The following is a 20930-nucleotide window of genomic DNA, read 5'->3' as shown; positions in this document are numbered from 1 at the left end:
TTGATCGAAACGCGACTGGCGTTCCCATCGCCTTGCGTTCGATCGGAGAACGCGAAGCTAAATTCGTGTTGGAAACACTTCTACGCTCCTCCGTGCAATCCGTCTCCGTTGAAAGATCATCCTATCCAATTGCTACCGGTGCGCGCACCCGGCTGCCCCATATTGCAATTGCTACAGGGGTGGTTTGGGAGCATGCTGATGAACGAGTCCGATAGACTCGCGCAAATGGGGAGAGGGGAATGACAATTCAAAATCCATCGCCTTCATTGCACAATGAAGATCTGGCACCCGCGGAGGAGAGGAAGTGGGGCGCATTCAGTATTTTCAATGTGTGGACATCCGACGTTCATAGCCTGTGGGGCTATTATCTCGCCGCCAGTCTGTTCCTGCTATGCGGCAGTTTCATCAACTTCGTGATCGCGATCGGCATCGGCTCGCTGGTCATATTTATTCTCATGAGTCTGGTCGGCAACGCCGGCGTGAAAACGGGCGTGCCATTCCCCGTTCTCGCCCGTGCCTCGTTCGGCACCTTCGGCGCCAATGTTCCAGCGCTGGTGCGCGCCATCGTCGCGTGCTTCTGGTATGGCGCGCAGACTGCGGCCGCCTCGGGTGCGATCGTCGCCCTTCTCATCCGCAACGAGAGCATTCTCGCCTTCCATCAGAACAGCCACATGCTCGGCCATTCGACACTTGAGGTCATTTGCTATGTTGTTGTCTGGGCGCTGCAGCTCCTGATCATCCAGCGCGGCATGGAAACGGTGCGCAAGTTTCAGGATCTCGCCGGTCCTGCCGTGTGGATCATGATGCTGGTGCTTGCCGTCTATCTGGTGGTCAAGGCAGGCAGCTTCTCCTTCGGCAGCGAAATCCCGCGCGACGTGCTGTTGGAAAAGACCAAGGATGCCGGTGTCCCCGGTGAGCCAGGAAGCTTTCCGGCGCTCGCGGCCGTGGCTGCGACGTGGATCACATATTTTGCCGCGCTCTACCTGAATTTCTGCGATTTTTCGCGCTATGCCAAGGATACCAAGACCTTGCGAAAGGGCAATCTCTGGGGGCTGCCGATCAACCTGCTTGCCTTCTGCCTCGTCGCCGGGGTGACGACAACGGCTGCCTTCACCGTCTATGGCGAAGTGCTCCTGCATCCGGAGGCGATTTCGGCGAAGTTCGACAGTTGGTTCCTGGCGCTTCTGGCGGCACTGACATTCGCGGTCGCAACGCTTGGCATCAACGTGGTGGCAAACTTCGTCTCGCCGGCATTCGACTTCTCGAATGTCTTCCCGCGGCAGATCAGCTTCAAGCGCGGCGGCTATATCGCGGCTCTGATCGCCCTGATACTCTACCCCTTTGCACCATGGGAGACGGGTGCCGCACATTTCGTCAACTTCATCGGCTCGAGCATGGGACCGATCTTCGGGATCATGATGGTGGACTATTATCTGATCCGGAAGGGCGAGCTGAACGTCGCAGCGCTCTATCAGGAAAATGGCGAGTTTCGCTTCCAGAACGGCTGGCATAGGAATGCTTTCATAGCGCTAGTCATCGGCGCGCTGTTCTCTTCGATCTTGCCGACGTTCACGTCGATCCTGCCGGACTGGTGGGCGACGTATGGCTGGTTCTTCGGTGTCGGCATCGGTGGAGCGGTTTATTACGCGCTCCGCGCCAGCGCCCGCGGTTCCGCCATCGGGGCTGCAACGTGAACAACAGCGTTTCCGCCACCGGAAGTCAGTGACGTCAGGTGGCGGAGCAATCCGGTGGGGAAGCAGGACGCCGGGGCCTTGCCTGTTTCCTTCACTTCTGCCTTTCTTTGGGGGATGCCATCCGGAGAAGCGCGATGCCTGAACCTGATCTTGATTCAGAGGAGAAGATTGACTCGACCTTCCGTAACGGCTCATTGACGGCCGCGGGGATCATTCTCGGCTTCTCGCTGAATTTCATCGGCCGCTGGCTATCCAACCCGAACGACTGGAGCCGCATCGACATCATCCCGATGATATTGCTGACGATCGGCATCTCTATCCAGGTCAAGGTGATGGCTGACCTTCTTGCACGCGATTCCCTGATCGCAGCGAAGTACGACCGCTCGCGGCGCCTGTTTCTGATCGGCCTCGTCTTCGTTGCTATCGGGGTCGGGGTTGCCTTGCTGAACGATATTTTGGGCTTAGGGTCGATGCAGATGCTGGGCTGATTTGAAGACGTGCGCGTTGCGCTCGACGATCAATAGCCCCAACACCACCTAGCCCGGCAAATCGCTTCGTGTCTTTGGACTGAGTTCCATGAGCCGGCGCTTGGTCAAAGCCAGTCCGCGATGCGCAAGGATCTTCCCGCGAACAGCTTCGGGCTCCGCTGATGTGCGGTAGAAAATAAGAAGGCCATAGCCGATCATCTCAGCTATGGCCGTTCCGTCAAGATATGATCAACGGAAAGAATGCGGATGGGGTGTTAGCGGCAGACGCGCTCCTTGCGGACGACCCAATGGCCGTGAACCTTGTGCTTTACCGTCTTTACGACGCAATCGCGATGGTGATGGCGATGGTACGGAGCTGCCTGAGACGGTGTGCTGATGGCGACGATCGAAGCCAGAGCAACGGCGGAAGCGAGAAACAGGTTTTTCATGTCGAACCTCGTAAGCATTGGGGGTGATGCTGCGCGTTTACGCATGACCTTGATATTCGAATCCGGATTAACCGAAAATGAATAGCACCCTAACAATTTTGTAATGTGGCGGCTCGTTGGGGCGTCGCTAGCCGCGGTCCTGATATATCCAAGGTCGTGCTGATGAAGAGCGGGACATGCTCAGGTCGGTCATGGCCACGCGAGGTTTCGCGCCGCATTCCCATCTATCCGATCGATTGTCGCTACCCATTCAATGCGGTCATCGACATCTCTTTTCCAACCACGAGACGGCAGGCGCTTCTGGCGCTTTATCCTATTCGTGCACGTCAGGGCGGTCGTTTGTGTGGACATGAACAAAGCGCGTTTTCCTTGCGCCTACTCGCGACATTGGAGGCGATGATGCCGTGCTTGATTGCGTTGTAGAGTGTTCATGACGTTCATTGCCAGCCTTCGCGCCATGCCGGCACGTATGTAGATACCTGGATATAGTCGGCGCACTCGTTCATTCGCCATTTGCCGTTTAGCAGATTTATGAGACAGGGTCGGTTCAGCGCCGGCATTCTTCGAGTAGCCATCGGCGGAAAGCGGCAAGCGGAGGGTGCGTTTCCCGATCTTTCGGCCAGGCAAGGTAGTAGGATTCCGAGCTTTTCATGGGAAGGTCGATTGCGGCGACAAGCCGACCTGCGGCAAGCTCCTCTTCGATCAGGAACTCCGGCAGCAGCGCGACGCCCAATCCGACCATGGCTGCCTGTGCCGCGGTGGCGAACTGATCGAAAAGCATTCCGTGGACGGCATCGGAGGGGACGCCGTTGAGTTCCATCCATCGTTCCCAGGCATCCGGACGGGTGGTGAGATGCAACAGCGGCGCCTTGCGGATGTCTGCTGCTTCCTGGAAGCGATATTCATCCCGCATCTGCGGACTGCAGGCCGGAATAACCGTCTCGTCGCGCAACAGAGCCAATTCGCCACCTGGCCAGTGAGCTGCGCCGAAGTGGATCGCTGCGTCGACTGGCTCCAGACGGAAGTCGAATATGCTGAACCGGGTCACCAGATTGACGGTAATCCCCGGATTGGTCGAGAGGAAACGCGGGAGCCGTGGGGCGAGCCAGCGCGTGCCGAAGGTCGGCAGGATGGCCAGTGTCAGCATTCCGCCATGGGGGTTTGCCCGGAGGTTAAGCGACGCCGTGCTGATCTTGCGCAGCGCATCGCGAATTTCACGAACATAGGCGTCGCCGCCGACCGTGAGACGGATGGTCTGCCTCTCCCGATGAAACAACTCGACGCCGAGTTGCTCCTCGAGAGCTCTGATCTGTCGGCTCACCGCGCTCTGCGTGAGATCCAGCTCCTTGGCTGCTGCTGTCACGCTTCCGGTCCTTGCCGCAGCCTCGAATGCCGCAAGGAGTGACAGCGAGGGAAGAAAGCGGCGCGGCACTTGCATGGGCTATGGTTCCTTCAAAAAGACGCTGCCGGACCGGCTCCGCCCTTGTCAGAACCGCTCCGTGGCAAGATGCGCAACCTGCGCTCCGGCTTCGTAGTAGGATTCCTGTAGCACTCTGATGCGTGAGGTTTCCAGCTTCGACGACGGAAGAGGCATGGTCTCCAGGCTGATATCGCCGGAGACAAAGGCCGCGAGGGTCTTTCCAAAGGTCGTTCCGGGCGCGATGCCGCGGCCATTGAAGCCGGAGAAGCCAACGATGTTCTCGTCGAATTCATGAAAACGCGGCACGGCATCCGATGTCATGCCGATCTTACCATACCATGCTGCTTCGAATTCTATATCGGCAAGCTGCGGGAAAATGCGCGACATCGCCCGCTTCGCCCATGCGGTATGGACGGCGTGACCGCCATTGCGCAGCGCGCCGACGCTTCCGAAAACCAGCCGGCCCTTTCGGTCCATCCGGAACGACGACAGGATTTCCTTTGTGTCCCAGCATCCTTCCAAACCTGGCAGGATCGACGCCCGAAGATTGGCGGACAATGGCGGCGTCGCGAGGTTGAAATAGGGCAGGTGGACTTGCTCCCGGCGGACGGCTGCCCATGGGCCAACCGAATAGGCGTCGGTTGCAACGATAATCCATTTGCCGCTGATTGAGCCGCGACTGGACGAGACCTTCCAGCTTGCGCCGCTTCGCTCGGTTCGAAGTGCGGGGCTGTTGGTGAAGATGCGCACACGATTTTGGATAGCGGCTTTCGCCAGGCCTCGCACATAGGCAAGCGGCTGAATGGTGCCTGCCCTCGGATCGAACAACGAGGCTGCGTAGGCCGAGGAGCCGACGCGTCGCTGCGTCTCCGTGGCGTCGAGCAACTCCAGCGGAGCGCCGCGTGCCGTCCACTGACGATGGCGCTCGCGAAGTTCACTCACGCCTGCGTCGCCGACGGCCAAGTGAAGGGTTCCGTTCCTTTCCAGCTCACAGTCGATCTCATACTTGTCGACGACGTCTCGAACGAGAAGGGGAGCATCGCCGAGAAGCCGTAATGCGCGCTCCCCATGTTGCGAGCCCAGCACCTTCGGAATGTCGTCAGGCATGACCCACATGCCGCCATTGACCAGGCCGACATTCCGCCCCGCGGCGCCGAAACCGATTTCCGTTGCCTCCATCACCGCCACGTTGACGCCACGTTCCGCAAGATGGAGTGCGGTGGACAAGCCACAGAAGCCTGCGCCGACAACCACGACGTCGGCGGTCACGTCGCCGGCGAGCTGCTCTGTTTGCGGAGCGGCGGGCGCCGTAAGTTCCCACAGACCGTGGGAGCGCGGATCGTTCAACATTAACTTCATTCCCTGATGACAATACCGCTGACGTTAGCGCCCACATCTGCCGGGCAGTAACGACGGTTTCGTCAGACATCTTGACGATTGGGAATGACCTGCGATCGGCCGACCGCCGGATCCGTGTTCAGTCTCCGCCTGATTTGACCAGCGCTTTGCTTACATCCGTTCATTTAGATGGTGCGATCGATCGCCCCTTCCGTCATTCGAGGACGATGGATTTCTCCTCGCTATCGTCCTCACGTCGTCCGGAAAAATAGTTGGCGATCAATGCGCCTGAAATGTTGTGCCAGACGCTGAAAATTGCGCTGGGCACGGCCGCGAGCGGCGAAAAATAGGCCGTGGCAAGCGCCGCTCCCAATCCGCTGTTCTGCATCCCGACCTCGATCGCCAGCGCCTTGCGCTTGTAGAGGTTGAGGCCGAAAGCCTTGGCGGCAAAGAAGCCGAGGAGATAGCCGAGACCATTGTGCAGGACGACGACTGCAAAGATGAGCAGGCCGGACTGGGCGATCGCGCCTTTGCTGACGCCGACGACCGCCGCAACGATCAGCACGATGCCAACAACGCTGACGAGAGGGAGTATCGGAGTGGCTGTCCGGACCAGGCGAGGCAGAAGCTTCTGCGCCAGGAAGCCGAGAGCCAGCGGCAGGATGATGACCTGCAGGATACCGACGAACATGGCCCACGCGTTGACCGGCAGATACTGGCTGGCAAACCTCCAGACGAGGAAGGGGGTGACGATCGGGGCCGCGAGTGTCGTGACGCTGGTGCAGGCAACGCTGAGCGCCACGTCGCCCTTGGCAAGATAGGTCATGACATTGCTGGACGTGCCGCCGGGGCAGCAGCCGACGAGGATGACGCCGGCTGCGACTTCCGGCGGCATGGGAATGATGCGTGTCAGCAGGAGCGCCAAAGCCGGCATGATGACGAAATGGGCAACAACGCCAATGGCGACTTCAACGGGGCGCCTGCCAAGTTCCCTGAAATCGTCAAGGGAGATCGTCAATCCCATGCCAAACATGATGATACCCAGCAGGATGACGATGTAAGGCGCGACCTGCTTGAAGACGTCGGGCAAAAGGAAACCGAGAACGGCAAACAAGATGACCCATAGGGCGAACGTCTTGCCGACGAAGGCCGAGAATGATGCGAGCGCTTTCACGATGATCTCCTCAGAAGTGGATAGTCCCCCATAGTCCGCGTGTTGAGCCTGTCAAGCGCACAGCCGGGCCAAAGCGTTCGCCCACCATAACCGTCCATCGGGCATGCGGATCAACGTTGGAAAAGCACCTCGCTGCCGCGTCGCGTTTACGCGATTATTGCGTCTGCAAGGAAGCGATCCATCTCTGCATGTCCTGAGCGGAAATATTCCCTCCGCAGACGATCATCCCAATCGCCGCGTCCGGCGGCAGTCTTGGAGCAATCTTCACGGCTGCCGCGACAAGGGTGCCGGATGCGAGCTCGACCCATTGCTTGCCCTCCTCTCCAAAGGAAACCATCCCTTCGACAGCGTCCCGATCGGAGACCACAACCATTTCCTCGACATAGGCTTGCGCGTGGCGAAGCATCAGTTCGCTTACTGCAGGAACCCCGAGGGTCGAAATGATGGAGCTGACTTCGATCTCCACCGGCCTTCCAAGGCGCAGGGCTTGATCCATGGAATTCGCTCCGGCGGTCTCTACGCCCCAGATCCGAATTTCCGGCTTTCGTTTTTTCAGCGCAGTGGCAACTCCCGCCAGCATCGCACCACCACCTACGGCGACGAAGACATCGGTCAGTTGCGGGCAGTCTTCGATGAACTCCAGCGCCAGCGTGCCGTGCCCTTCCGCGATCGCGGTATCGGCGCAATCGTCGAGTACAACATATCCTTGCTGTTCCAGGTGTTCGGCATGCGCAAAGGCGTCATTGACGTTGCCTGTCACGATGACCGGGAGACCGAGCGTGCGAATTTTCTCAATAGACGAGGCGGGTGCCGATTGGGGCATGACGATCGTGACATCGGCGCCGAGCTTGCTGGCGGCCTGTGCCACGGCGATGCCGAAATTGCCGCCACTGACCGCTACAAATCGCTTCGAGGATAGTTCCGCCTCGAGACTGGCAAACTTGTTCAGGACGCCACGCGCCTTGAACGAGCCGCCGATCTGGGTGTTTTCCAGTTTCAGATAGACCGGCCGCTGGATTTTGGCGGAGAGGCCCGGGCTCAGAATGGTGGCGGTGTGGATGATCGCTCCACTTATCCGGGCTGCAGCGGCATGTATGGAAGACAGTTCAATCAGATAATTCATTTCAACCGATGATCGATGAGGGTGAACGGGTGGAATGCCACGGTGCTTCGGGTTTGCGCGGGCATGGGGCTGTCGGGAAATCGATAGTGGTTAATCGGCAGGCCGCCGGCTGGCCTGAAACACGGGAAAGCTCGGCAGGATCTGAGCGAAGTCGTCAACCGCGCGGGCGCGCCCTCCAGGGTTGTGTCGCGAAGATTAGGGTTCGCCTGAATCCAATGCCTCGATGCGCTGAGACACATCGCGTATTAACTCCAGCGCGTCAAGCAGCCGCTCTCGCGAAAGGCCTTTGCTTGCCTCATCGGCCCATCGATGCTGCCGGGGAGCTATGCGTGCGATTGCGGATCGTCCCCGTTCCGTGATCTGGATCAATTTCGCACGTTTGTGAGCCGGATTGTCGCGGCACTCCAACATCCCCTCGGCGACGAGAACATCGGTCAATCGCTGTACGCTTTGACGTGCCAAGCCCATTTTTCGCGCAATATCCGCGACCGTCCCTGGTGCCTCGATCACAGCGCCGATGACCTGCCATCGGGCCACTGTCAGCCCGACCGGGACGGCGATACCTTCCGCCGCTTTCAGGAAATTTCCGTTAAGGCGGAAAACAGCCAGGACCAGTTCCGTGAGCGCATCGCCTTCAGGTGTTCGCATGTCGCCCTCTCAAGTTTCTGTTCGCTTCGCCAAGTTCCTGAGGTTGTCGGCGACCAGCTCGGGCCGTTCAATCTGGAGCCAATGGCCGGTGCCGTGGGCTACCACGTGCGGAATGCAGGGGCGGAGCGCATAGAGCGCGCTCGGACCATCGGTTGCATCGGCACCTACGATGAATAGTGGGCCCTGATAGGCATCAAGTGCCTCTCCGGCATGCCATTCGGCCACCGCCTTGCCAACGCCTGCTCGCGATTCCGGGGTCGTTGCATTGGCATCCGCGAGAACTCGCGTCCGGACCGCTTCGTCGGCACCGGTGATGGTCGAGTAGTATTGTTTGAGAAACGCAAGACTGTCCGGGCCGCTTAGACCCGCGACTATTGCCGCCATCACCTCTTGCGGGACGCCGCTTGGATCCGTTACGGGATCGATGAGGAGTACCCCTCGCACGCGCTCCGGATGAGCGCCGGCCAAAGCCAACGCTGCTGCACCGCCGCCACTATGCGCGACGATGAGGAAGCGATCCCATCCAAGCGCGTCGACTACGGCAAGTGCATCCTCGGCGCGCGCTGAGAAACTATATTCCTGGTTTGCAGCAGCTGCCGAATGGCCATGCCCCCGAAAATCGATTGCGCACGTCTCGAACTCAGCGGAAATCAGATTGATGACTTCGCGCCATTGCTCGGAACGACCGCAATCAGCATGGAGAAAAAGAACGCGAGGGCCTCTGCCGGATCGGTAAACTGCAAGTTCTCCCTGCGGACCTTCGATCTTTTCCATCGATATCAAGACGTTAGCATGCATTGCGGGCTCCTTGGAAAGCATGGCGCCAAAATGCATATTTGACAGCATGCTGTCAATGTTCAAAATGGAAGCTTGCGTGTCTTGCATCCCTCGGACTGTATCGCTCCCGCCAAATTCTTATTCCGCGTGATGAAGGTGCCGCCAGCCGAGGAGCGGCGTTGATACAGTGTGCTAGGAGCACTCGCTGGAAAGACCTGTCGGCTCTCCGCTCGAAATGTGAGGTAAGCGATTGGATCGGGAAGATTGAGTGTTTGCGCTATTCAAAGAAAAGCGCAGACGCATATCTAGCGGCCTTTGGTTGACGGCCGCTGACTTGTCTTGCCGAGGCGCTTGATGTCATGGGTGATCATGGCTGGCATCTCGACCTCCCGACCAAAGACGCGTGACAAGACCCTTTGCGCATTGGCGGCACAGTCGATGTCTCCTGGCCTCGCTTTGATGTCGCCGATGAGCGTAACGAGTTGTGCCTTGGTTTGCACCAGCCGCGTTTCGAGCGCCTCAATATCCGTCACCTTTTGCTGCAGCGCCTCCAGCAGAGCTTCATGATTCCATTGCTTGAGATCCGGTGGCAGAAGCAGCCGGATTTCATCGAGGCTGAAACCCGCCTTTTGCGCCGTCGTGATCAGCTCAAGCATCAAAGCCGCTTCGGACGGATAACTCCGGTAGCCGTTCGGCCTGCGTTCGACAACCTTCAGCAGGCCGGCGCTTTCATAGAAACGGATCCGCGACGTGGTGAGGCCGGTGCGTTTCGCCAGTTCTCCGATGTTCATGCCAAATCCTCGCGACATTGGGTATTGACCTTAAAGTTAACTCAAAGGTTATGGTGCACGCAAATAGTTTTAGGAGTGCATTGATGTCCCTGTTTTCCCCGCTGGCGCTGCCCAATGGCGTCATTGTTCCAAATCGCATCGCCAAGGCAGCGATGGAAGAGAATATGGCCGACAACGACCATGCGCCCTCCGCAGATCTGATGCGTCTCTATCAGGTATGGGCGAAAGGAGGAGCGGGTTTGATCATCACCGGAAACGTCATGATCGATGCCCGCGCGATGACTGGGCCTGGTGGTGTCGTGCTTGAAGACGATCGGCATCTCGATCGCTTCAGGGCCTGGGCTGCGGCAGGCCGTTCTCATGGCGCGCAGATACTGATGCAGATCAATCACCCCGGACGTCAGATGCCCGCGGCACTCGGGCAAGGCACGCTGGCGCCTTCTGCTGTCGCAGTGGATATCGGCGCCCTGTCAAAGCAATTTCCCGCGCCGCGCGCCATGACTGTTGCTGACATAGCCGAGGTGGAAGATCGTTTCGTGAATACGGCCGTTCTGGCGGAGCGTGCCGGCTTTACCGGGGTGGAGATACATGCCGCGCATGGATATCTCGTCAGCCAGTTTCTTTCGCCATTGTCCAACCGCCGCACGGATCGGTGGGGCGGAAGTCTGGAGAACCGGGCGCGCCTGTTGCTCGATATCGTGCGCGCGGTGCGGGCGGCGGTCGCGCCCGGTTTTGTCGTGGCGGTCAAGCTCAACTCCGCCGATTTCCAGCGTGGCGGCTTTTCGCCTGAGGATGCGCGGTCCGTTGTCGCGATGCTGGGCGCCCTGAATGTCGACATGGTTGAGCTTTCCGGCGGCAGCTATGAAGCGCCGGCAATGATGGGGACGGCTCGGGACGAGCGAACGCTTGCCCGCGAAGCCTATTTCCTCGAATTCGCGCGCGATATCCTCGATGTTGCGGGTATGCCTTTGATGGTGACCGGCGGCATAAGGCGACGCGAGGTGGCAGAGCAGGTGGTCGACAGCGGCGTTGCGATTGCGGGCATTGCCACGGCGCTCGCCATTGAGCCGGACCTGCCTCGCAACTGGCAACGCGGCCTGCCCGAAGTTCCTCAACTCAGGCCGATCAGATGGAAAAACAAGCCTCTTGCGGCCTCGGCACATATGGCTGCCGTCAAATACCAGCTCGTCCGCCTCAGCCGACAACGCCGCACAGCTCCCGGCGTCTTGCCAGGTTGGGCGCTTGTACTGGCGCAAGCCAAAGCGAAATGCCGCGCCAGGCAGTACCGTCGATGGATGGAGGCGCGGAGGACCGCGCCTTGATTGCGGAAACGGATGGGTGGTAGCGATCACGGTGCTGCCTGATCCGGAGATCTTATCGCAACAACGTGCGTCGCTACGTGATGCGGAGCGGCCGGCGAGCATCAAAGACCAAGTGTGTTGAGCCAATCGCCGAAGCTGGGTGTCTCCGCCATCGATCGCAGATGTTCCGTTTTGCACTCCCCGGAGTGTCTGCGGACTTCGCTGGGGCTGTAGCGGAATTCATGCGTGAAGGCTCTGCTGAAATTGGCTGCGGATTCGAAGCCGAATGCGCTGGCGATATCCGCAATCTTGTGACCGTTGCTCATATCGGCAAGCGCGGCGCGCGCCGCCAGAAGTCGCCTTCTGCGTATGTAGTTCAACACGCCGCCTGACGCCTGGAACAGCTCGTAGAGCCTGGTCCGCGAGATCGCCAGTTCACGGCTCACTGCCTCGGGGGTGAGGTCCGGCGAGCCGAGATTGTTCTGTATAAAGCGACGGGCCTTGGCCATCAGTCCGATTTCCGAGGCGCTATCGCCGTTCATTTGGCCATTCACCAGCGGCGCGACGCTATGGAAGATCATCTCCTCAAGCTGTTGACGCACGCCATGCAAATCATCTTTCGTCAATCGGCCGAGATTGGCCTCGAGAAATGAGACGTAGCTGGACACGAGTTTGACACGCGCCCCGCCGAGCACGACGTTATTGCTTGTGCCCGGCAGGCCGCCATGGTCGGCAAATAGATCGCAGGGTAGTATCAGGGTCACCGATTGAGCGCTTATCGTGCGGCCATAGAAAGGGCAGCCAAGCGCGCGGATCTCCATCATGCCAGGTTCGTTTTCGACGACATGCCCGTTGACGCTGGTCCATGTCTTGCCTGTGCGCAGGAATGTGATCTGCCAATGATCTATGGCGCTAAAGCGCACTTTTTCGGCCGAGCGCTCGTAGCGGAAAGGGGCCGTTTCCTGCTGTATCAGCAGGACCCCTTCGAGATTCCAGACGGTTTGCTTTGCCTCAAAGCAATCGCCCGGTCGGGCGGCCTCGGGCAGATAAGTGTCGACCAATGGTGCCATATGGTCTTGCCATGCCGAAAATTGGTGGGCTGGAGCGGAATCGGCCGTGGAAAATGGCAGCGACGCCAGTTCCTGCCGGTCCGCCATCGTTTCATAGAACGGAACCTGCAGCGTCCGGGGCCATCGGCGTCTTTCGATAAAAGTTGATTGTTCGGGGGCAGACTCGATTTTAGTCCGCGTCATCACGATGGCCTTTCGACAGGGCGTTCACGGTCGATGGTTGGCGAGATGCTCGCAAGGGGTGAGCGCCGGACCGGATCGCTCTCAGTAAGGGCGATCTCGGTTCGGGCAGGGGGATGCGAGCATCGGTTCCGAACAAATAATGTCGGTCTCTGATATCGCCCGCATGTGCGAAAAGTCGCAAAACAGCCTGAATTTGCGTCCACCCGACCGCCTGGAGACTGGCGGATAGATATAAAGGAAGCCTCTGCATCATATCTTGAGAAGCGAATTCCGGCTTGCAGGGCGAGTTGGCGAATAGACCGAAGAAGTCTGTGGATGCCTGGCCGAAGGCTCTAGGCAGTCCTTTAATATCGCGACAAACTAACAGTTCTGCAGACAACATTGTTGCAGGTCCCCGCCAGTATTCTGGAGGGGAAATTATGCCGCTTTCGTTAATATTTTCAAGATATTTATAGAAGGCGCTTAATTATTTTCTTCCAGAATCCACAAAACCAAGTCATCAAGGAGACTAGTCTTATGGGTTTTACCCAAAAATCTCGGGAAGATTGCAATAAAAATCGAAGAATTGGATTTGTTGCATCGGCGATGTTTGTATTCTTGGCTTCAATATCCTCCCCTATGAGTGCAAATTCTGCTGAAGACACCCATTCAAAGAACAAGACTGTTCAGCTGTATATGAAGAAGTATGAGAAGAACAACGTCGTCTTCTATAGTGGAAGCTCGCTTTCCAGGACGACTTCGGTTTCTTCTGCGGACTATTTCAAGGGGTCTCCTTATATTTGTACGCCGAGCGGCTTTGGGCGGACCTCACACTGCTACAATCGCAGCGCCTTTTGAGGGGTGAACAGGGCGATGTCACGCTTTGTGTCTGAAAAAGAATAGGGGCATTGCACGGATGGCGGCTCGGCGGAACAGGTGAGACGCAGGCCGCACCGCTATCGATACAATAGCCCCTATCAGACATTGGACTTCAATTGGGCAGATGTTTGCGGACATAATCGCCCAACCGCAGCTTCAGAACTTCGTCATCATGTTTGATTGGGTTATGACGGAATACATACCATTTCCCGCCTGATGCTCGTTTCTGATAGATGATCCCGGCTTTCTCGCGATGTAGGAAGCAGGAAACATTGGGTGCAGCGCTTGTCTTGCTATACCAGACAGCACTCATGCAGAGTCTCCCTCGATCTGTCGCATACCACATACCTTTTGCGTAGGATTTCCGAGAGCCGGTGTGTGACCAAGCCGTAAAACGGCGATGGTGACGAGAGAAATAGCCAGCGCCTTCCTTCCATATCCAGGAGCGCCCCGCGTAGAGTTTTCTAAGTTCGGCGGCGCTCATCGGAGCGGCCTTGATGGCCGCCCGTGTTGTCATTCGGTCGATCTGACGCGGCGTTGCGGCGTCTGCGTTGCCCGCCAGCACCAGCACCGACAGCAACACATTCATGATGGTAAAGCGGAACGAAGACATGTGTCTCTCCTCAACCTTTCATCACAACGATCAGTTCAGCAGAGGGCTGGCAACGCGCCAGTCCGGTCGGCCAAGGCCATAGGGCCAAGGATAGACTTCGCGGTCGTTGAAGTAGACGACAGCCTGCAGATCTGGGAACTGGCTGTGCGGCTTATTCGCTTCTTCGGCCCAGCCGTGCGTGTAAGCCTCATTTCCCTGATAGCCCAATTCCGCGATGACGATAGGCTTCTTGAAGCGCTTGACGCGATCGTATCCGGGTTTGGTTGCCTCAACGAAGGTCGAATCCCGTCCCAGCGTACGCTGATCGAACGGTTGATAGCCGAAGACCGACAAGCCGACGACATCGACGAATGAATCACCGGGATAGTAGGCTTCGAGCCCTTCCTTGCCCATGGGAGACCACATGTATTTCGCCGTCGGCAGGCTCTTGCGGCACACGGTGATCGCGTGCCTGTAGGCCTTCACATAGTCGTCCGCCTTCCAGTATGCCCAGGTGAACTGCCCGTTCTTCTCGTCCATTTCCTGGGCCCAGCGAATGGTAACCGGCGCGTTGAGCTTGGCAGCGGCCGAGCAGATTGCCGTCATGTTGGAATCGTAGTGCCCGGCCAGAATGCCATTGAGCAGATCGGTCGGCGTAACGCGCCAATTGCGTGCCCATGACCAGGGTTCGATGGTGATCAGCAGCGAACGCCCGCGTTTGCGTGCGTATTCATCCGCCGTGTTCAAGGTCGACAGATCGACATCCTCCCAGGGCAGGAAGAGATGCTCGATCTTGGGGTTTGGATCGTTGGAGAAGTCGCCGTTCGGATCGTAGGCACCCCCCGGTAGCGATTGCGGTGTGATAATTGGCCGCTTGTCGTTGAACAGGGGCCTTGTATCGGCTCTCGCATCCAGGCCGCCGCTCGCGACATATATTCCTCCGCAAAGGACGCCGGTCGCAAGCAAAGCAGTCGTCAGTTTCGATAGGGTTTTCATCGGATTGCCTCCTTCCCTTATTCGGTTTTGTGAACGGTCAGGGCGGCTTTCATGGCTTCCAGTCGCTGTGACACCAGATCATCGGCGATCAGTTTTGTCGCCTCATCGGTTTCTTTAACGGCGGGATGGCGAAACACGAACCATGTCCCGCCGGTCTCCCTTTTCTGATAGATCGTTCCATCGAATATGCGATGAACGAAGCAGGTCTTGGCCGGAAACTGGCCGTTCGCGGCGTGCCAGGTTGCGTCAAGACATAGGCGGCCGTTATCCGTCACGGCCCATCGACCCTCGGCCCAGGATTGTCCTCCCGTTCCGTCGACCCAGGCGGAAAACCGTCTGTCGATGTTCTGCATTCGGCCCGCGCCATCGGGCCAGCGCCAGCTCTTGTCGTGGTAGAGCGTGTAGAGCTCGACCGCCGTCATCGGCCTTGCGCCATCCGGCAGTGTTGTCGTTGTCGCGGCATGAACCGGGCCGCTCCCCGCTCCGAGCCCAAGAACAACGGCAAGCGCAAGCGATGTCGTAGGGATGAGGGAGGCTATATTTTTCAATGACTTCATATCATTTCTCCCATGATTTGATTGGAGCGCGGCTTTGTCGCTGTTGTTGAAGCGGCCGGATGCCGATCTCGAAAGCTGTCGATCATCTGTTCGGCAAAGCATCCGCCGCCGATCGTGCCTGCATGTCCGATGCCATCAACAACCATTGTCATTTGGGTCTCCCGCCAATGGCGTCCTTCCCGTCATGAGCTTCAGTTACCTGCGTTGTTCACCTGCCAGTGCGGATGGAACACCATCCGGTGTAGTCCTCGTCCTCCCACACCCGCACCTGCCACTGAAGAGCGCTCTTCGAACAGCGTGTAGCCGTCCGCGTTCCAGGCCAGCGATTGCACTCCGTCGTGGCCGCGCTCAATGAGCCCAGCCACGGGTAGCGCAGTGAGGGCGAGCAAACCGCTTGCAAGCGCGGGACGATAGAGACGCCTGTCCGTTTTGACGGAGTTTTCACGGGCATGCTGACGGACGATCACCACCAGCAGCAGCGTGTAGATGGCGGCATTGAGCGTCGCGAAGATGTAGAAGCCGCCGGCTTCTCCTGCGATGCCGACAAGCAGTACCGGTAGAACCGAGGCCAGAGACAGCATGCAATAGGGCGCAAGGACCCTAAAAGGTATCGGATCGACGTCGGAAGTGCCTTTCGGCGTCACGCGGAAATCCACGAAGGATCCGGTTGCGCGATCGCGAATAGCGGCAAGCGTTCCTGCCAGCGCCCACGGCCAGCGAGCGAACAGAAACAGCGTCATCTCCCAGCTCAGGATTTTGGCGTCGATCGACCGGAACGTGCCAGTGCTGCGCCAGCGATAGGCAAACAGGATCAGCAGAATTGATTGCGGCGCAAAATGCAGCAGGAAATCCGGGTACGAAACGTCGACGAAGGTCTTACCCCGAGCGAGCGCGATCACCGGCAGGACAAACATCAAGGCCATAAAAAGCGAGAACAGCGGATACCAGAGCTGCGAAAACAGGAACTGGATCTTGAGGCGCAGGGGCAGCCTTTTGATCAACTCAGGCGAATATTGCAGCAGGATCATCATCAGGCTGCGCGACCACTGAAACTCCTGGGTGATGAGATCTGCAAAGGTGCGGGGACCGTCGCCATGGGCGATGGCGTCGAGCGCATGGACACCACGCCAACCGTGCGCATTCATCATTAGCGTGGTGGAGTGGTCTTCCGCCAGCTCTGGCCCAAGCCCGCCGATGCTGCGCAGGGCCTTGGTGCGGACGGCATAGTGCGAGCCGATGCAGAGCGGTGCGAGGCCGCAATTGAACCCGGCCTGAAGCGACCCGTGCATGCTGGCTTCGGCGTAGAGACGGCCACGGGCCGACCAGCTTTCGGATGCATTCTGATCGCAGATGCTCGGCGCGGACACATAGCCGATCGCCGGATCCGCGAAAGGACGGAGCACCTGGAAGAGATAGCCTTGCTCGGGCACATGATCGGCATCGAGTTGTGCCACGAAGTCATACCGCTCATAGCCATATTGATCGTAGAAGAAGGCAAGGTTGCCTTCCTTGCAGCGGGTGCGCCTCGGCCAGGTCTTGCGATGATAGTCCTCGCGTCCCTTGCGAGTGGAGACCTGGACGCCGTTTTTGCGGCACCAGTCCAGCGTTGAGGGCGATGGATCCTCGTCGGCAAGCCAGGTATCGTGCGGGACCTCCTGCATCAGCATCGCGTGCAGCGTCCGGGCAACGACTGCGAAGGGTTCAGAGGGCGCTTTCGTAACCACCATTGCCACGCGACTGCCGGCGGGGAGCTGCAATGGTCCCGACGGTTTCCTGGCGCGAAAGAAGACGGCGATGAAATAGGCCGGGATGATCGTCACCCAGGCCAGCACCAGGGTGAGCAGAACTGATCCTATCGCGTCGACATGGTGAGCGGGTGTAAGCCACCAGCTCCAGAAATAGCCGAGAGCGGCAAGCCATAATGTTGCGCAGGCAACATATTCAACGCGCTGAGGACCTTGCAGAATTCGGGTCATCAATCGTTGGTCTTGAGTGGCAAGAGCGCGTGTTTGGATCGAGGTCATCCCCGCACCTCCAATCCGAAAAACGGGGCTGCAGTGCGAATGATTGTTTCGATGTCGGAATGAAGCGCGCGGAAGCCGAGTTTTTCCGCGGCAAGGTCCGACGCGGCGTAAAGAGCCGGCGGATCACCCGCACGGCGCGTGCGCATGGCGACAGGAACCGGGCGGCCGCAGACGCGTTCGATCGCACTGACGATTTCCTTGATCGATGTGCCGCGTCCGGTTCCGAGATTGACGGCAAGATTGTCACCGCCCGACAGCAGATATTCCACCGCCAGGACATGCGCTCTGGCAAGGTCCGTCACATGAATATAGTCCCGGACGCATGTGCCATCTGGCGTATCGTAATCGCTGCCGAAGACATCCAGCGTCTCAAGCGCGCCCCCGGTCGCCAGCAACGCCCGAGGGATGAGGTGCGTTTCCGGATTGTGCCATTCGCCGAGTTCCCTCTCGGGATCGGCGCCAGAGGCATTAAAGTAGCGCAGCGCCACATAATTAAGCCCATAGGCGGCCGAATAGTCGGCGAGCATCTGTTCGGCGATCAGCTTCGTTCTGCCATAGGGATTGATGGGGCGTGGTGTCTCGGTTTCACAGATCGGCAGGCGATCCGGAATTCCGTAAATTGCGCAACTCGATGAAAAGATCAGTTTGTTCGCACTGGCCCGGCGGCATGCTTCCAGCACGGACAACGTGCCGTTCACATTGTTCGCATAATACTTTGCGGGGTTTTCCACGGACTCGCCGACATAGGCCGATGCCGCGAAATGGATGATCGCCGCGGGCTTGTATTGGAGGATCGTTTCCGCAAGACGCCACGTGTTGAGGATATCCCCCTCCACCAGTGGTCCCCAACGTACCGAGCTTGGGTGGCCGGTCGAGAGGTTGTCATAGACGACCGGCTCGAAGCCCTGGCTATGGAGGTGCTTGGCGGTGTGGCTGCCGATGAAGCCGGCGCCCCCCACAACGAGTATTGTTTCCCTGGACATCACGCAACCTCGAAAAGCTCGCTGTTGGGACGAACAAGCTGCCGCTCGAAGTAGGCAACGGTGGATTCCAGGCCATCTGCGAGAGCGACGGATGGTTCCCATCCAAGCTCGCGTTTGGCAACGGTGATATCGGGCCGCCGTTGACGCGGGTCGTCGATCGGCAGGGGCTGGTAGACGACATGCGATGACGAACCGGTCATGGTGACGATCTTTTCAGCGAGCTCGCGTACGGTAAATTCCGCCGGATTGCCGAGATTGACCGGCGTGTGAATGGTCGTTTCGTTGCCCATCAGGCGGATGAAGCCTTCGATCAGATCGGCGACGTAGCAGAACGACCGCGTTTGGGATCCATCGCCATAGACGGTGATATCCTGGCCTTTCAGGGCTTGTACGATGAAGTTGGAAACGACACGGCCGTCATCGGGGCGCATGCGTGGACCATAGGTGTTGAAGATGCGCGCAATTCTGATGTCGACGCCGTGTTGAGCGTGAAAATCCCGGAAGAGCGTTTCGGCGGAGCGCTTGCCCTCATCATAGCAGGAGCGAGGACCGAAAGAATTGACGTTGCCCCAATAGTTCTCCGGCTGCGGGTGAACTTGGGGGTCGCCATAGATCTCCGAAGTGGAGGCCTGGAAGATGCGTGCCTGGTGCCGCGTGGCGAGTTCCAATAGATTGAGCGAGCCGAAGACGCACGTCTTCATCGTATGGATGGGATCAGCCTGATAGTGCGGCGGCGACGCCGGACAGGCCAGATTGTAGATCTCATCGACGGGTATATCGAGCGATGCAATGACGTCGTGGCGGATGAAGCTGAACGTATCATAGCGAAGCAGATGTCTAAGATTGTCTATCCGCCCGGTTGAGAAATCATCCACGCAGATGACTTCATGACCGCTCTGCAAAAGCCGATCGCAAAGATGAGAACCGAGAAATCCTGCGCCGCCGGCAACAAGAATTGTTCTTTTCTGCGTATTCGTTGGAGATAAACTTGCAGATTTGAACGCTATGCCCATCAAACCCTCCCGGAAAACTAGACACGAAGCTGAGTGTTCAGGAAAAACAGAGTTTTTCCCTCTCGCGATACGATTACAATTTGAGATCATTGCTGCAATTTTGGATTATAGTTTACTAATATTTAACTATTCTGTCGTTAGCAGAGAATGCGAAAAGTTTACATTCTGTCCATTTTTAAATGTATTCTGTGAGTTGATATACTACAAGTAATTGCACCAATTTTTCAATTTTCAGATTTAAAAACTGAAGTATTTTTGCATTTTTCTTTACGTTTTAATTTCTCCATATCTTCTACTATTCAATCTCGAAAGTATATTATTGGCGTCACGCGGAAATGGGATGCCTCAAAAATGAGAGCAGGCTCCGTCGCGCTGCCGCGCTGGTGACGACAGAAATAAAAAGCCTGTGAGCAATGGCTTGCGATGTAATAGTCGCCGGGAACTCTCGGCTGTGTCACACGTCGGCGCCGGAGAGCAGCCTCGCTCGGGGCTTTCAGTCGCCGCGGGCGCTTAGGGTCGACAATTCGCCTTGCCGCATGGTCTCCAAGCCGCTGCCCCTAGGTCAGGCGCAGGTCCAGGCGCGGGTGAAGCTTCTTCAGATTCGGCAGAGACTTCATCTGCCAGGGAATTTGCGACGAGCCGCATACCGTAAGGTGGATGTCGGCATGCTTTCGGGCTTCGATCGTCAGCTTGGCGAGCAAATTGATCCCGGACGAGTTCAGGAACTGCAAACCGGTCAGGTCGAACGTTGCCTTGCCGCCGCTTCCGTGAAGGATCTGCCTGGCGAGATCGTAGACCGGAGCGTAGGCGTCTGGACCAGCCAAACGCATGGTCCCGTCGAAATATAGGGTGCTACCTTCGGACCAGACGCGGAACGCTTCTTCTTTGATTTCCATAAACGGCCTCTCGCGGGTTCAAGACAGGGAAATTGCCATAGCGGCATAAGTTTGAAGTTTCGTCCGCTTGTGCGGACCGCCGTCGTCGAAGCGCCAGGCCAGCTGAACCTGGTAATCACTCATCAAAGTCAACAGTCCTAACCCGGATGCATTGCCGCCCGCAAGAACACTGGCCTCGATCTGTTCTATAAGGAGATCGCCGGGATCGCCATTCGTGACCTTGTGCAACAATTCCTGGAAGCGAGCCGTCGCATCGCGGTCAATCAGGTTCGCGATCCGCATCCTGAAACTGTGAGCGTCGGCCAGTGCCTCGATCACGATCTCACCGGTGGCACGAAACTTAATCGAGTTTTCGATGAGCTCGTTCGTCAGATAACCGATGTCGTGGCGGATCGTCTTGTATTGCCGCTCGGAGGAGCGGAAGCCGAGCGACATTGTTTCGGCGATGAAGTCCGATGTCATGGCCGAGTGGCGCCATGCCAAATGAAGTGGCCCGTCAAACAGGCAGATTCGCAATGCGTTTGCTGTGTCGAACGAAACCAGATGTTCCTGGCCGAAAGTTGCAGTTGTCATCTC

General features: G+C 58.0%; 21 protein-coding genes. 3 read left to right on the top strand and 18 right to left on the bottom strand.

Going from position 1 to position 20930, the window contains the following annotated elements:
* Positions 1-239 precede the first annotated feature (239 nt).
* Together ACIQJ2_RS08045 and ACIQJ2_RS08040 are read left to right on the top strand one after the other, a co-directional pair.
* Complete coding sequence (locus ACIQJ2_RS08045) at positions 240-1694, top strand: NCS1 family nucleobase:cation symporter-1 (protein WP_400668572.1); 1455 nt, start codon at positions 240-242, stop codon at positions 1692-1694.
* A gap of 134 nt (positions 1695-1828) precedes the next feature.
* Positions 1829-2182 (top strand): hypothetical protein, encoded by a 354-nt coding sequence (locus ACIQJ2_RS08040; protein ID WP_199147821.1) that lies wholly within the window; start codon positions 1829-1831, stop codon positions 2180-2182.
* A gap of 254 nt (positions 2183-2436) precedes the next feature.
* Here ACIQJ2_RS08040 and ACIQJ2_RS08035 read toward each other — a convergent pair whose 3' ends face one another.
* The 8 genes from ACIQJ2_RS08035 to ACIQJ2_RS08000 all read right to left on the bottom strand — a co-directional run bounded on the left by ACIQJ2_RS08035 (position 2437) and on the right by ACIQJ2_RS08000 (position 9881).
* The gene (locus ACIQJ2_RS08035; RefSeq protein WP_199147769.1) at positions 2437-2610 is read right to left on the bottom strand and encodes a hypothetical protein; all 174 of its coding nucleotides are present in this window, start codon (positions 2608-2610) and stop codon (positions 2437-2439) included.
* Positions 2611-3157: 547 nt separating this feature from the next.
* Positions 3158-4048, bottom strand: a complete 891-nt coding sequence (locus tag ACIQJ2_RS08030) for a LysR family transcriptional regulator (RefSeq protein WP_400668570.1) — start codon at positions 4046-4048, stop codon at positions 3158-3160.
* 48 nt (positions 4049-4096) lie between these two features.
* Positions 4097-5380 (bottom strand): NAD(P)/FAD-dependent oxidoreductase, encoded by a 1284-nt coding sequence (locus ACIQJ2_RS08025; protein WP_400668568.1) that lies wholly within the window; start codon positions 5378-5380, stop codon positions 4097-4099.
* A gap of 202 nt (positions 5381-5582) precedes the next feature.
* Positions 5583-6542, bottom strand: coding sequence for a bile acid:sodium symporter family protein (locus ACIQJ2_RS08020; protein ID WP_400668566.1), 960 nt, complete (start codon positions 6540-6542; stop codon positions 5583-5585).
* Positions 6543-6696: 154 nt separating this feature from the next.
* A complete protein-coding gene (locus ACIQJ2_RS08015; RefSeq protein ID WP_400668564.1) occupies positions 6697-7665 on the bottom strand; it encodes a threonine/serine dehydratase in 969 nt (322 codons plus the stop codon).
* A 195-nt stretch (positions 7666-7860) separates the two neighbouring features.
* Positions 7861-8313, bottom strand: a complete 453-nt coding sequence (locus tag ACIQJ2_RS08010; protein ID WP_400668562.1) for a MarR family winged helix-turn-helix transcriptional regulator — start codon at positions 8311-8313, stop codon at positions 7861-7863.
* Positions 8314-8322: 9 nt separating this feature from the next.
* Entirely contained in the window at positions 8323-9111 is a 789-nt protein-coding gene (locus ACIQJ2_RS08005; protein ID WP_400668560.1) for an alpha/beta fold hydrolase, read from the bottom strand.
* A 284-nt stretch (positions 9112-9395) separates the two neighbouring features.
* On the bottom strand, positions 9396-9881 hold the full coding sequence (locus ACIQJ2_RS08000) for a MerR family transcriptional regulator (RefSeq protein ID WP_400668557.1): 486 nt from the start codon (positions 9879-9881) through the stop codon (positions 9396-9398).
* 83 nt (positions 9882-9964) lie between these two features.
* Between ACIQJ2_RS08000 and ACIQJ2_RS07995 the strand changes: the two genes are divergently transcribed.
* Positions 9965-11203 carry an NADH:flavin oxidoreductase/NADH oxidase family protein gene (locus tag ACIQJ2_RS07995; RefSeq protein WP_400668554.1) on the top strand — a complete coding sequence of 413 codons (1239 nt, stop codon included), beginning with the start codon at positions 9965-9967 and terminating at the stop codon, positions 11201-11203.
* 101 nt (positions 11204-11304) lie between these two features.
* Here the strand turns inward: ACIQJ2_RS07995 and ACIQJ2_RS07990 are convergent, their stop codons facing one another.
* From ACIQJ2_RS07990 to ACIQJ2_RS07945, 10 genes are all read right to left on the bottom strand, one after another.
* Positions 11305-12435 (bottom strand): helix-turn-helix domain-containing protein, encoded by a 1131-nt coding sequence (locus ACIQJ2_RS07990; RefSeq protein ID WP_400668552.1) that lies wholly within the window; start codon positions 12433-12435, stop codon positions 11305-11307.
* Positions 12436-13405: 970 nt separating this feature from the next.
* Positions 13406-13906: a DUF995 domain-containing protein gene (locus ACIQJ2_RS07985; protein ID WP_199147797.1), complete on the bottom strand. Its 501-nt coding sequence runs from the start codon at positions 13904-13906 to the stop codon at positions 13406-13408.
* Between the two features lie 30 nt (positions 13907-13936).
* A complete protein-coding gene (locus ACIQJ2_RS07980; protein WP_400668550.1) occupies positions 13937-14881 on the bottom strand; it encodes a glycoside hydrolase family 26 protein in 945 nt (314 codons plus the stop codon).
* Between the two features lie 17 nt (positions 14882-14898).
* Positions 14899-15438 (bottom strand): DUF995 domain-containing protein, encoded by a 540-nt coding sequence (locus ACIQJ2_RS07975; RefSeq protein WP_400668548.1) that lies wholly within the window; start codon positions 15436-15438, stop codon positions 14899-14901.
* A complete protein-coding gene (locus ACIQJ2_RS07970; protein WP_400668546.1) occupies positions 15435-15590 on the bottom strand; it encodes a hypothetical protein in 156 nt (51 codons plus the stop codon). Before ACIQJ2_RS07970 ends, ACIQJ2_RS07975 begins: the two co-directional genes overlap by 4 nt.
* A gap of 39 nt (positions 15591-15629) precedes the next feature.
* The gene (locus ACIQJ2_RS07965) at positions 15630-17414 is read right to left on the bottom strand and encodes a glycosyltransferase family 2 protein (RefSeq protein WP_400668716.1); all 1785 of its coding nucleotides are present in this window, start codon (positions 17412-17414) and stop codon (positions 15630-15632) included.
* Between the two features lie 44 nt (positions 17415-17458).
* Positions 17459-18445 (bottom strand): UDP-glucose 4-epimerase GalE, encoded by a 987-nt coding sequence (galE, locus tag ACIQJ2_RS07960; RefSeq protein ID WP_199147807.1) that lies wholly within the window; start codon positions 18443-18445, stop codon positions 17459-17461.
* Positions 18445-19458 (bottom strand): UDP-glucuronic acid decarboxylase family protein, encoded by a 1014-nt coding sequence (locus ACIQJ2_RS07955; RefSeq protein ID WP_199147809.1) that lies wholly within the window; start codon positions 19456-19458, stop codon positions 18445-18447. Before ACIQJ2_RS07955 ends, galE begins: the two co-directional genes overlap by 1 nt.
* 557 nt (positions 19459-20015) lie before the next feature.
* Entirely contained in the window at positions 20016-20354 is a 339-nt protein-coding gene (locus tag ACIQJ2_RS07950; protein WP_199088194.1) for a slr1659 superfamily regulator, read from the bottom strand.
* Between the two features lie 18 nt (positions 20355-20372).
* Positions 20373-20927: an ATP-binding protein gene (locus ACIQJ2_RS07945; protein ID WP_400668543.1), complete on the bottom strand. Its 555-nt coding sequence runs from the start codon at positions 20925-20927 to the stop codon at positions 20373-20375.
* Positions 20928-20930: the final 3 nt, after the last annotated feature.

The organism is Rhizobium sp. NPDC092011 (assembly GCF_044756305.1).
In the GTDB taxonomy this organism is placed as follows: domain Bacteria; phylum Pseudomonadota; class Alphaproteobacteria; order Rhizobiales; family Rhizobiaceae; genus Rhizobium.
The sequence above is the reverse complement of the archived record's forward strand: the minus strand, read 5'-3'. Positions and strand labels throughout refer to the sequence as shown.

Bases quoted from the DNA above. Each gene is read 5' to 3' on its own strand.
- ACIQJ2_RS08045 (WP_400668572.1), top strand. From the start codon at position 240: ATGACAATTCAAAATCCATCGCCTTCATTGCACAATGAAGATCTGGCA.
- ACIQJ2_RS08040 (WP_199147821.1), top strand. From the start codon at position 1,829: ATGCCTGAACCTGATCTTGATTCAGAGGAGAAGATTGACTCGACCTTC.
- ACIQJ2_RS08035 (WP_199147769.1), bottom strand. From the start codon at position 2,610: ATGAAAAACCTGTTTCTCGCTTCCGCCGTTGCTCTGGCTTCGATCGTC.
- ACIQJ2_RS08030 (WP_400668570.1), bottom strand. From the start codon at position 4,048: ATGCAAGTGCCGCGCCGCTTTCTTCCCTCGCTGTCACTCCTTGCGGCA.
- ACIQJ2_RS08025 (WP_400668568.1), bottom strand. From the start codon at position 5,380: ATGTTGAACGATCCGCGCTCCCACGGTCTGTGGGAACTTACGGCGCCC.
- ACIQJ2_RS08015 (WP_400668564.1), bottom strand. From the start codon at position 7,665: ATGAATTATCTGATTGAACTGTCTTCCATACATGCCGCTGCAGCCCGG.
- ACIQJ2_RS08010 (WP_400668562.1), bottom strand. From the start codon at position 8,313: ATGCGAACACCTGAAGGCGATGCGCTCACGGAACTGGTCCTGGCTGTT.
- ACIQJ2_RS08005 (WP_400668560.1), bottom strand. From the start codon at position 9,111: ATGCATGCTAACGTCTTGATATCGATGGAAAAGATCGAAGGTCCGCAG.
- ACIQJ2_RS08000 (WP_400668557.1), bottom strand. From the start codon at position 9,881: ATGAACATCGGAGAACTGGCGAAACGCACCGGCCTCACCACGTCGCGG.
- ACIQJ2_RS07995 (WP_400668554.1), top strand. From the start codon at position 9,965: ATGTCCCTGTTTTCCCCGCTGGCGCTGCCCAATGGCGTCATTGTTCCA.
- ACIQJ2_RS07990 (WP_400668552.1), bottom strand. From the start codon at position 12,435: ATGACGCGGACTAAAATCGAGTCTGCCCCCGAACAATCAACTTTTATC.
- ACIQJ2_RS07985 (WP_199147797.1), bottom strand. From the start codon at position 13,906: ATGTCTTCGTTCCGCTTTACCATCATGAATGTGTTGCTGTCGGTGCTG.
- ACIQJ2_RS07980 (WP_400668550.1), bottom strand. From the start codon at position 14,881: ATGAAAACCCTATCGAAACTGACGACTGCTTTGCTTGCGACCGGCGTC.
- ACIQJ2_RS07975 (WP_400668548.1), bottom strand. From the start codon at position 15,438: ATGAAGTCATTGAAAAATATAGCCTCCCTCATCCCTACGACATCGCTT.
- ACIQJ2_RS07970 (WP_400668546.1), bottom strand. From the start codon at position 15,590: ATGACAATGGTTGTTGATGGCATCGGACATGCAGGCACGATCGGCGGC.
- ACIQJ2_RS07965 (WP_400668716.1), bottom strand. From the start codon at position 17,414: ATGACCCGAATTCTGCAAGGTCCTCAGCGCGTTGAATATGTTGCCTGC.
- galE (WP_199147807.1), bottom strand. From the start codon at position 18,445: ATGTCCAGGGAAACAATACTCGTTGTGGGGGGCGCCGGCTTCATCGGC.
- ACIQJ2_RS07955 (WP_199147809.1), bottom strand. From the start codon at position 19,458: ATGGGCATAGCGTTCAAATCTGCAAGTTTATCTCCAACGAATACGCAG.
- ACIQJ2_RS07950 (WP_199088194.1), bottom strand. From the start codon at position 20,354: ATGGAAATCAAAGAAGAAGCGTTCCGCGTCTGGTCCGAAGGTAGCACC.
- ACIQJ2_RS07945 (WP_400668543.1), bottom strand. From the start codon at position 20,927: ATGACAACTGCAACTTTCGGCCAGGAACATCTGGTTTCGTTCGACACA.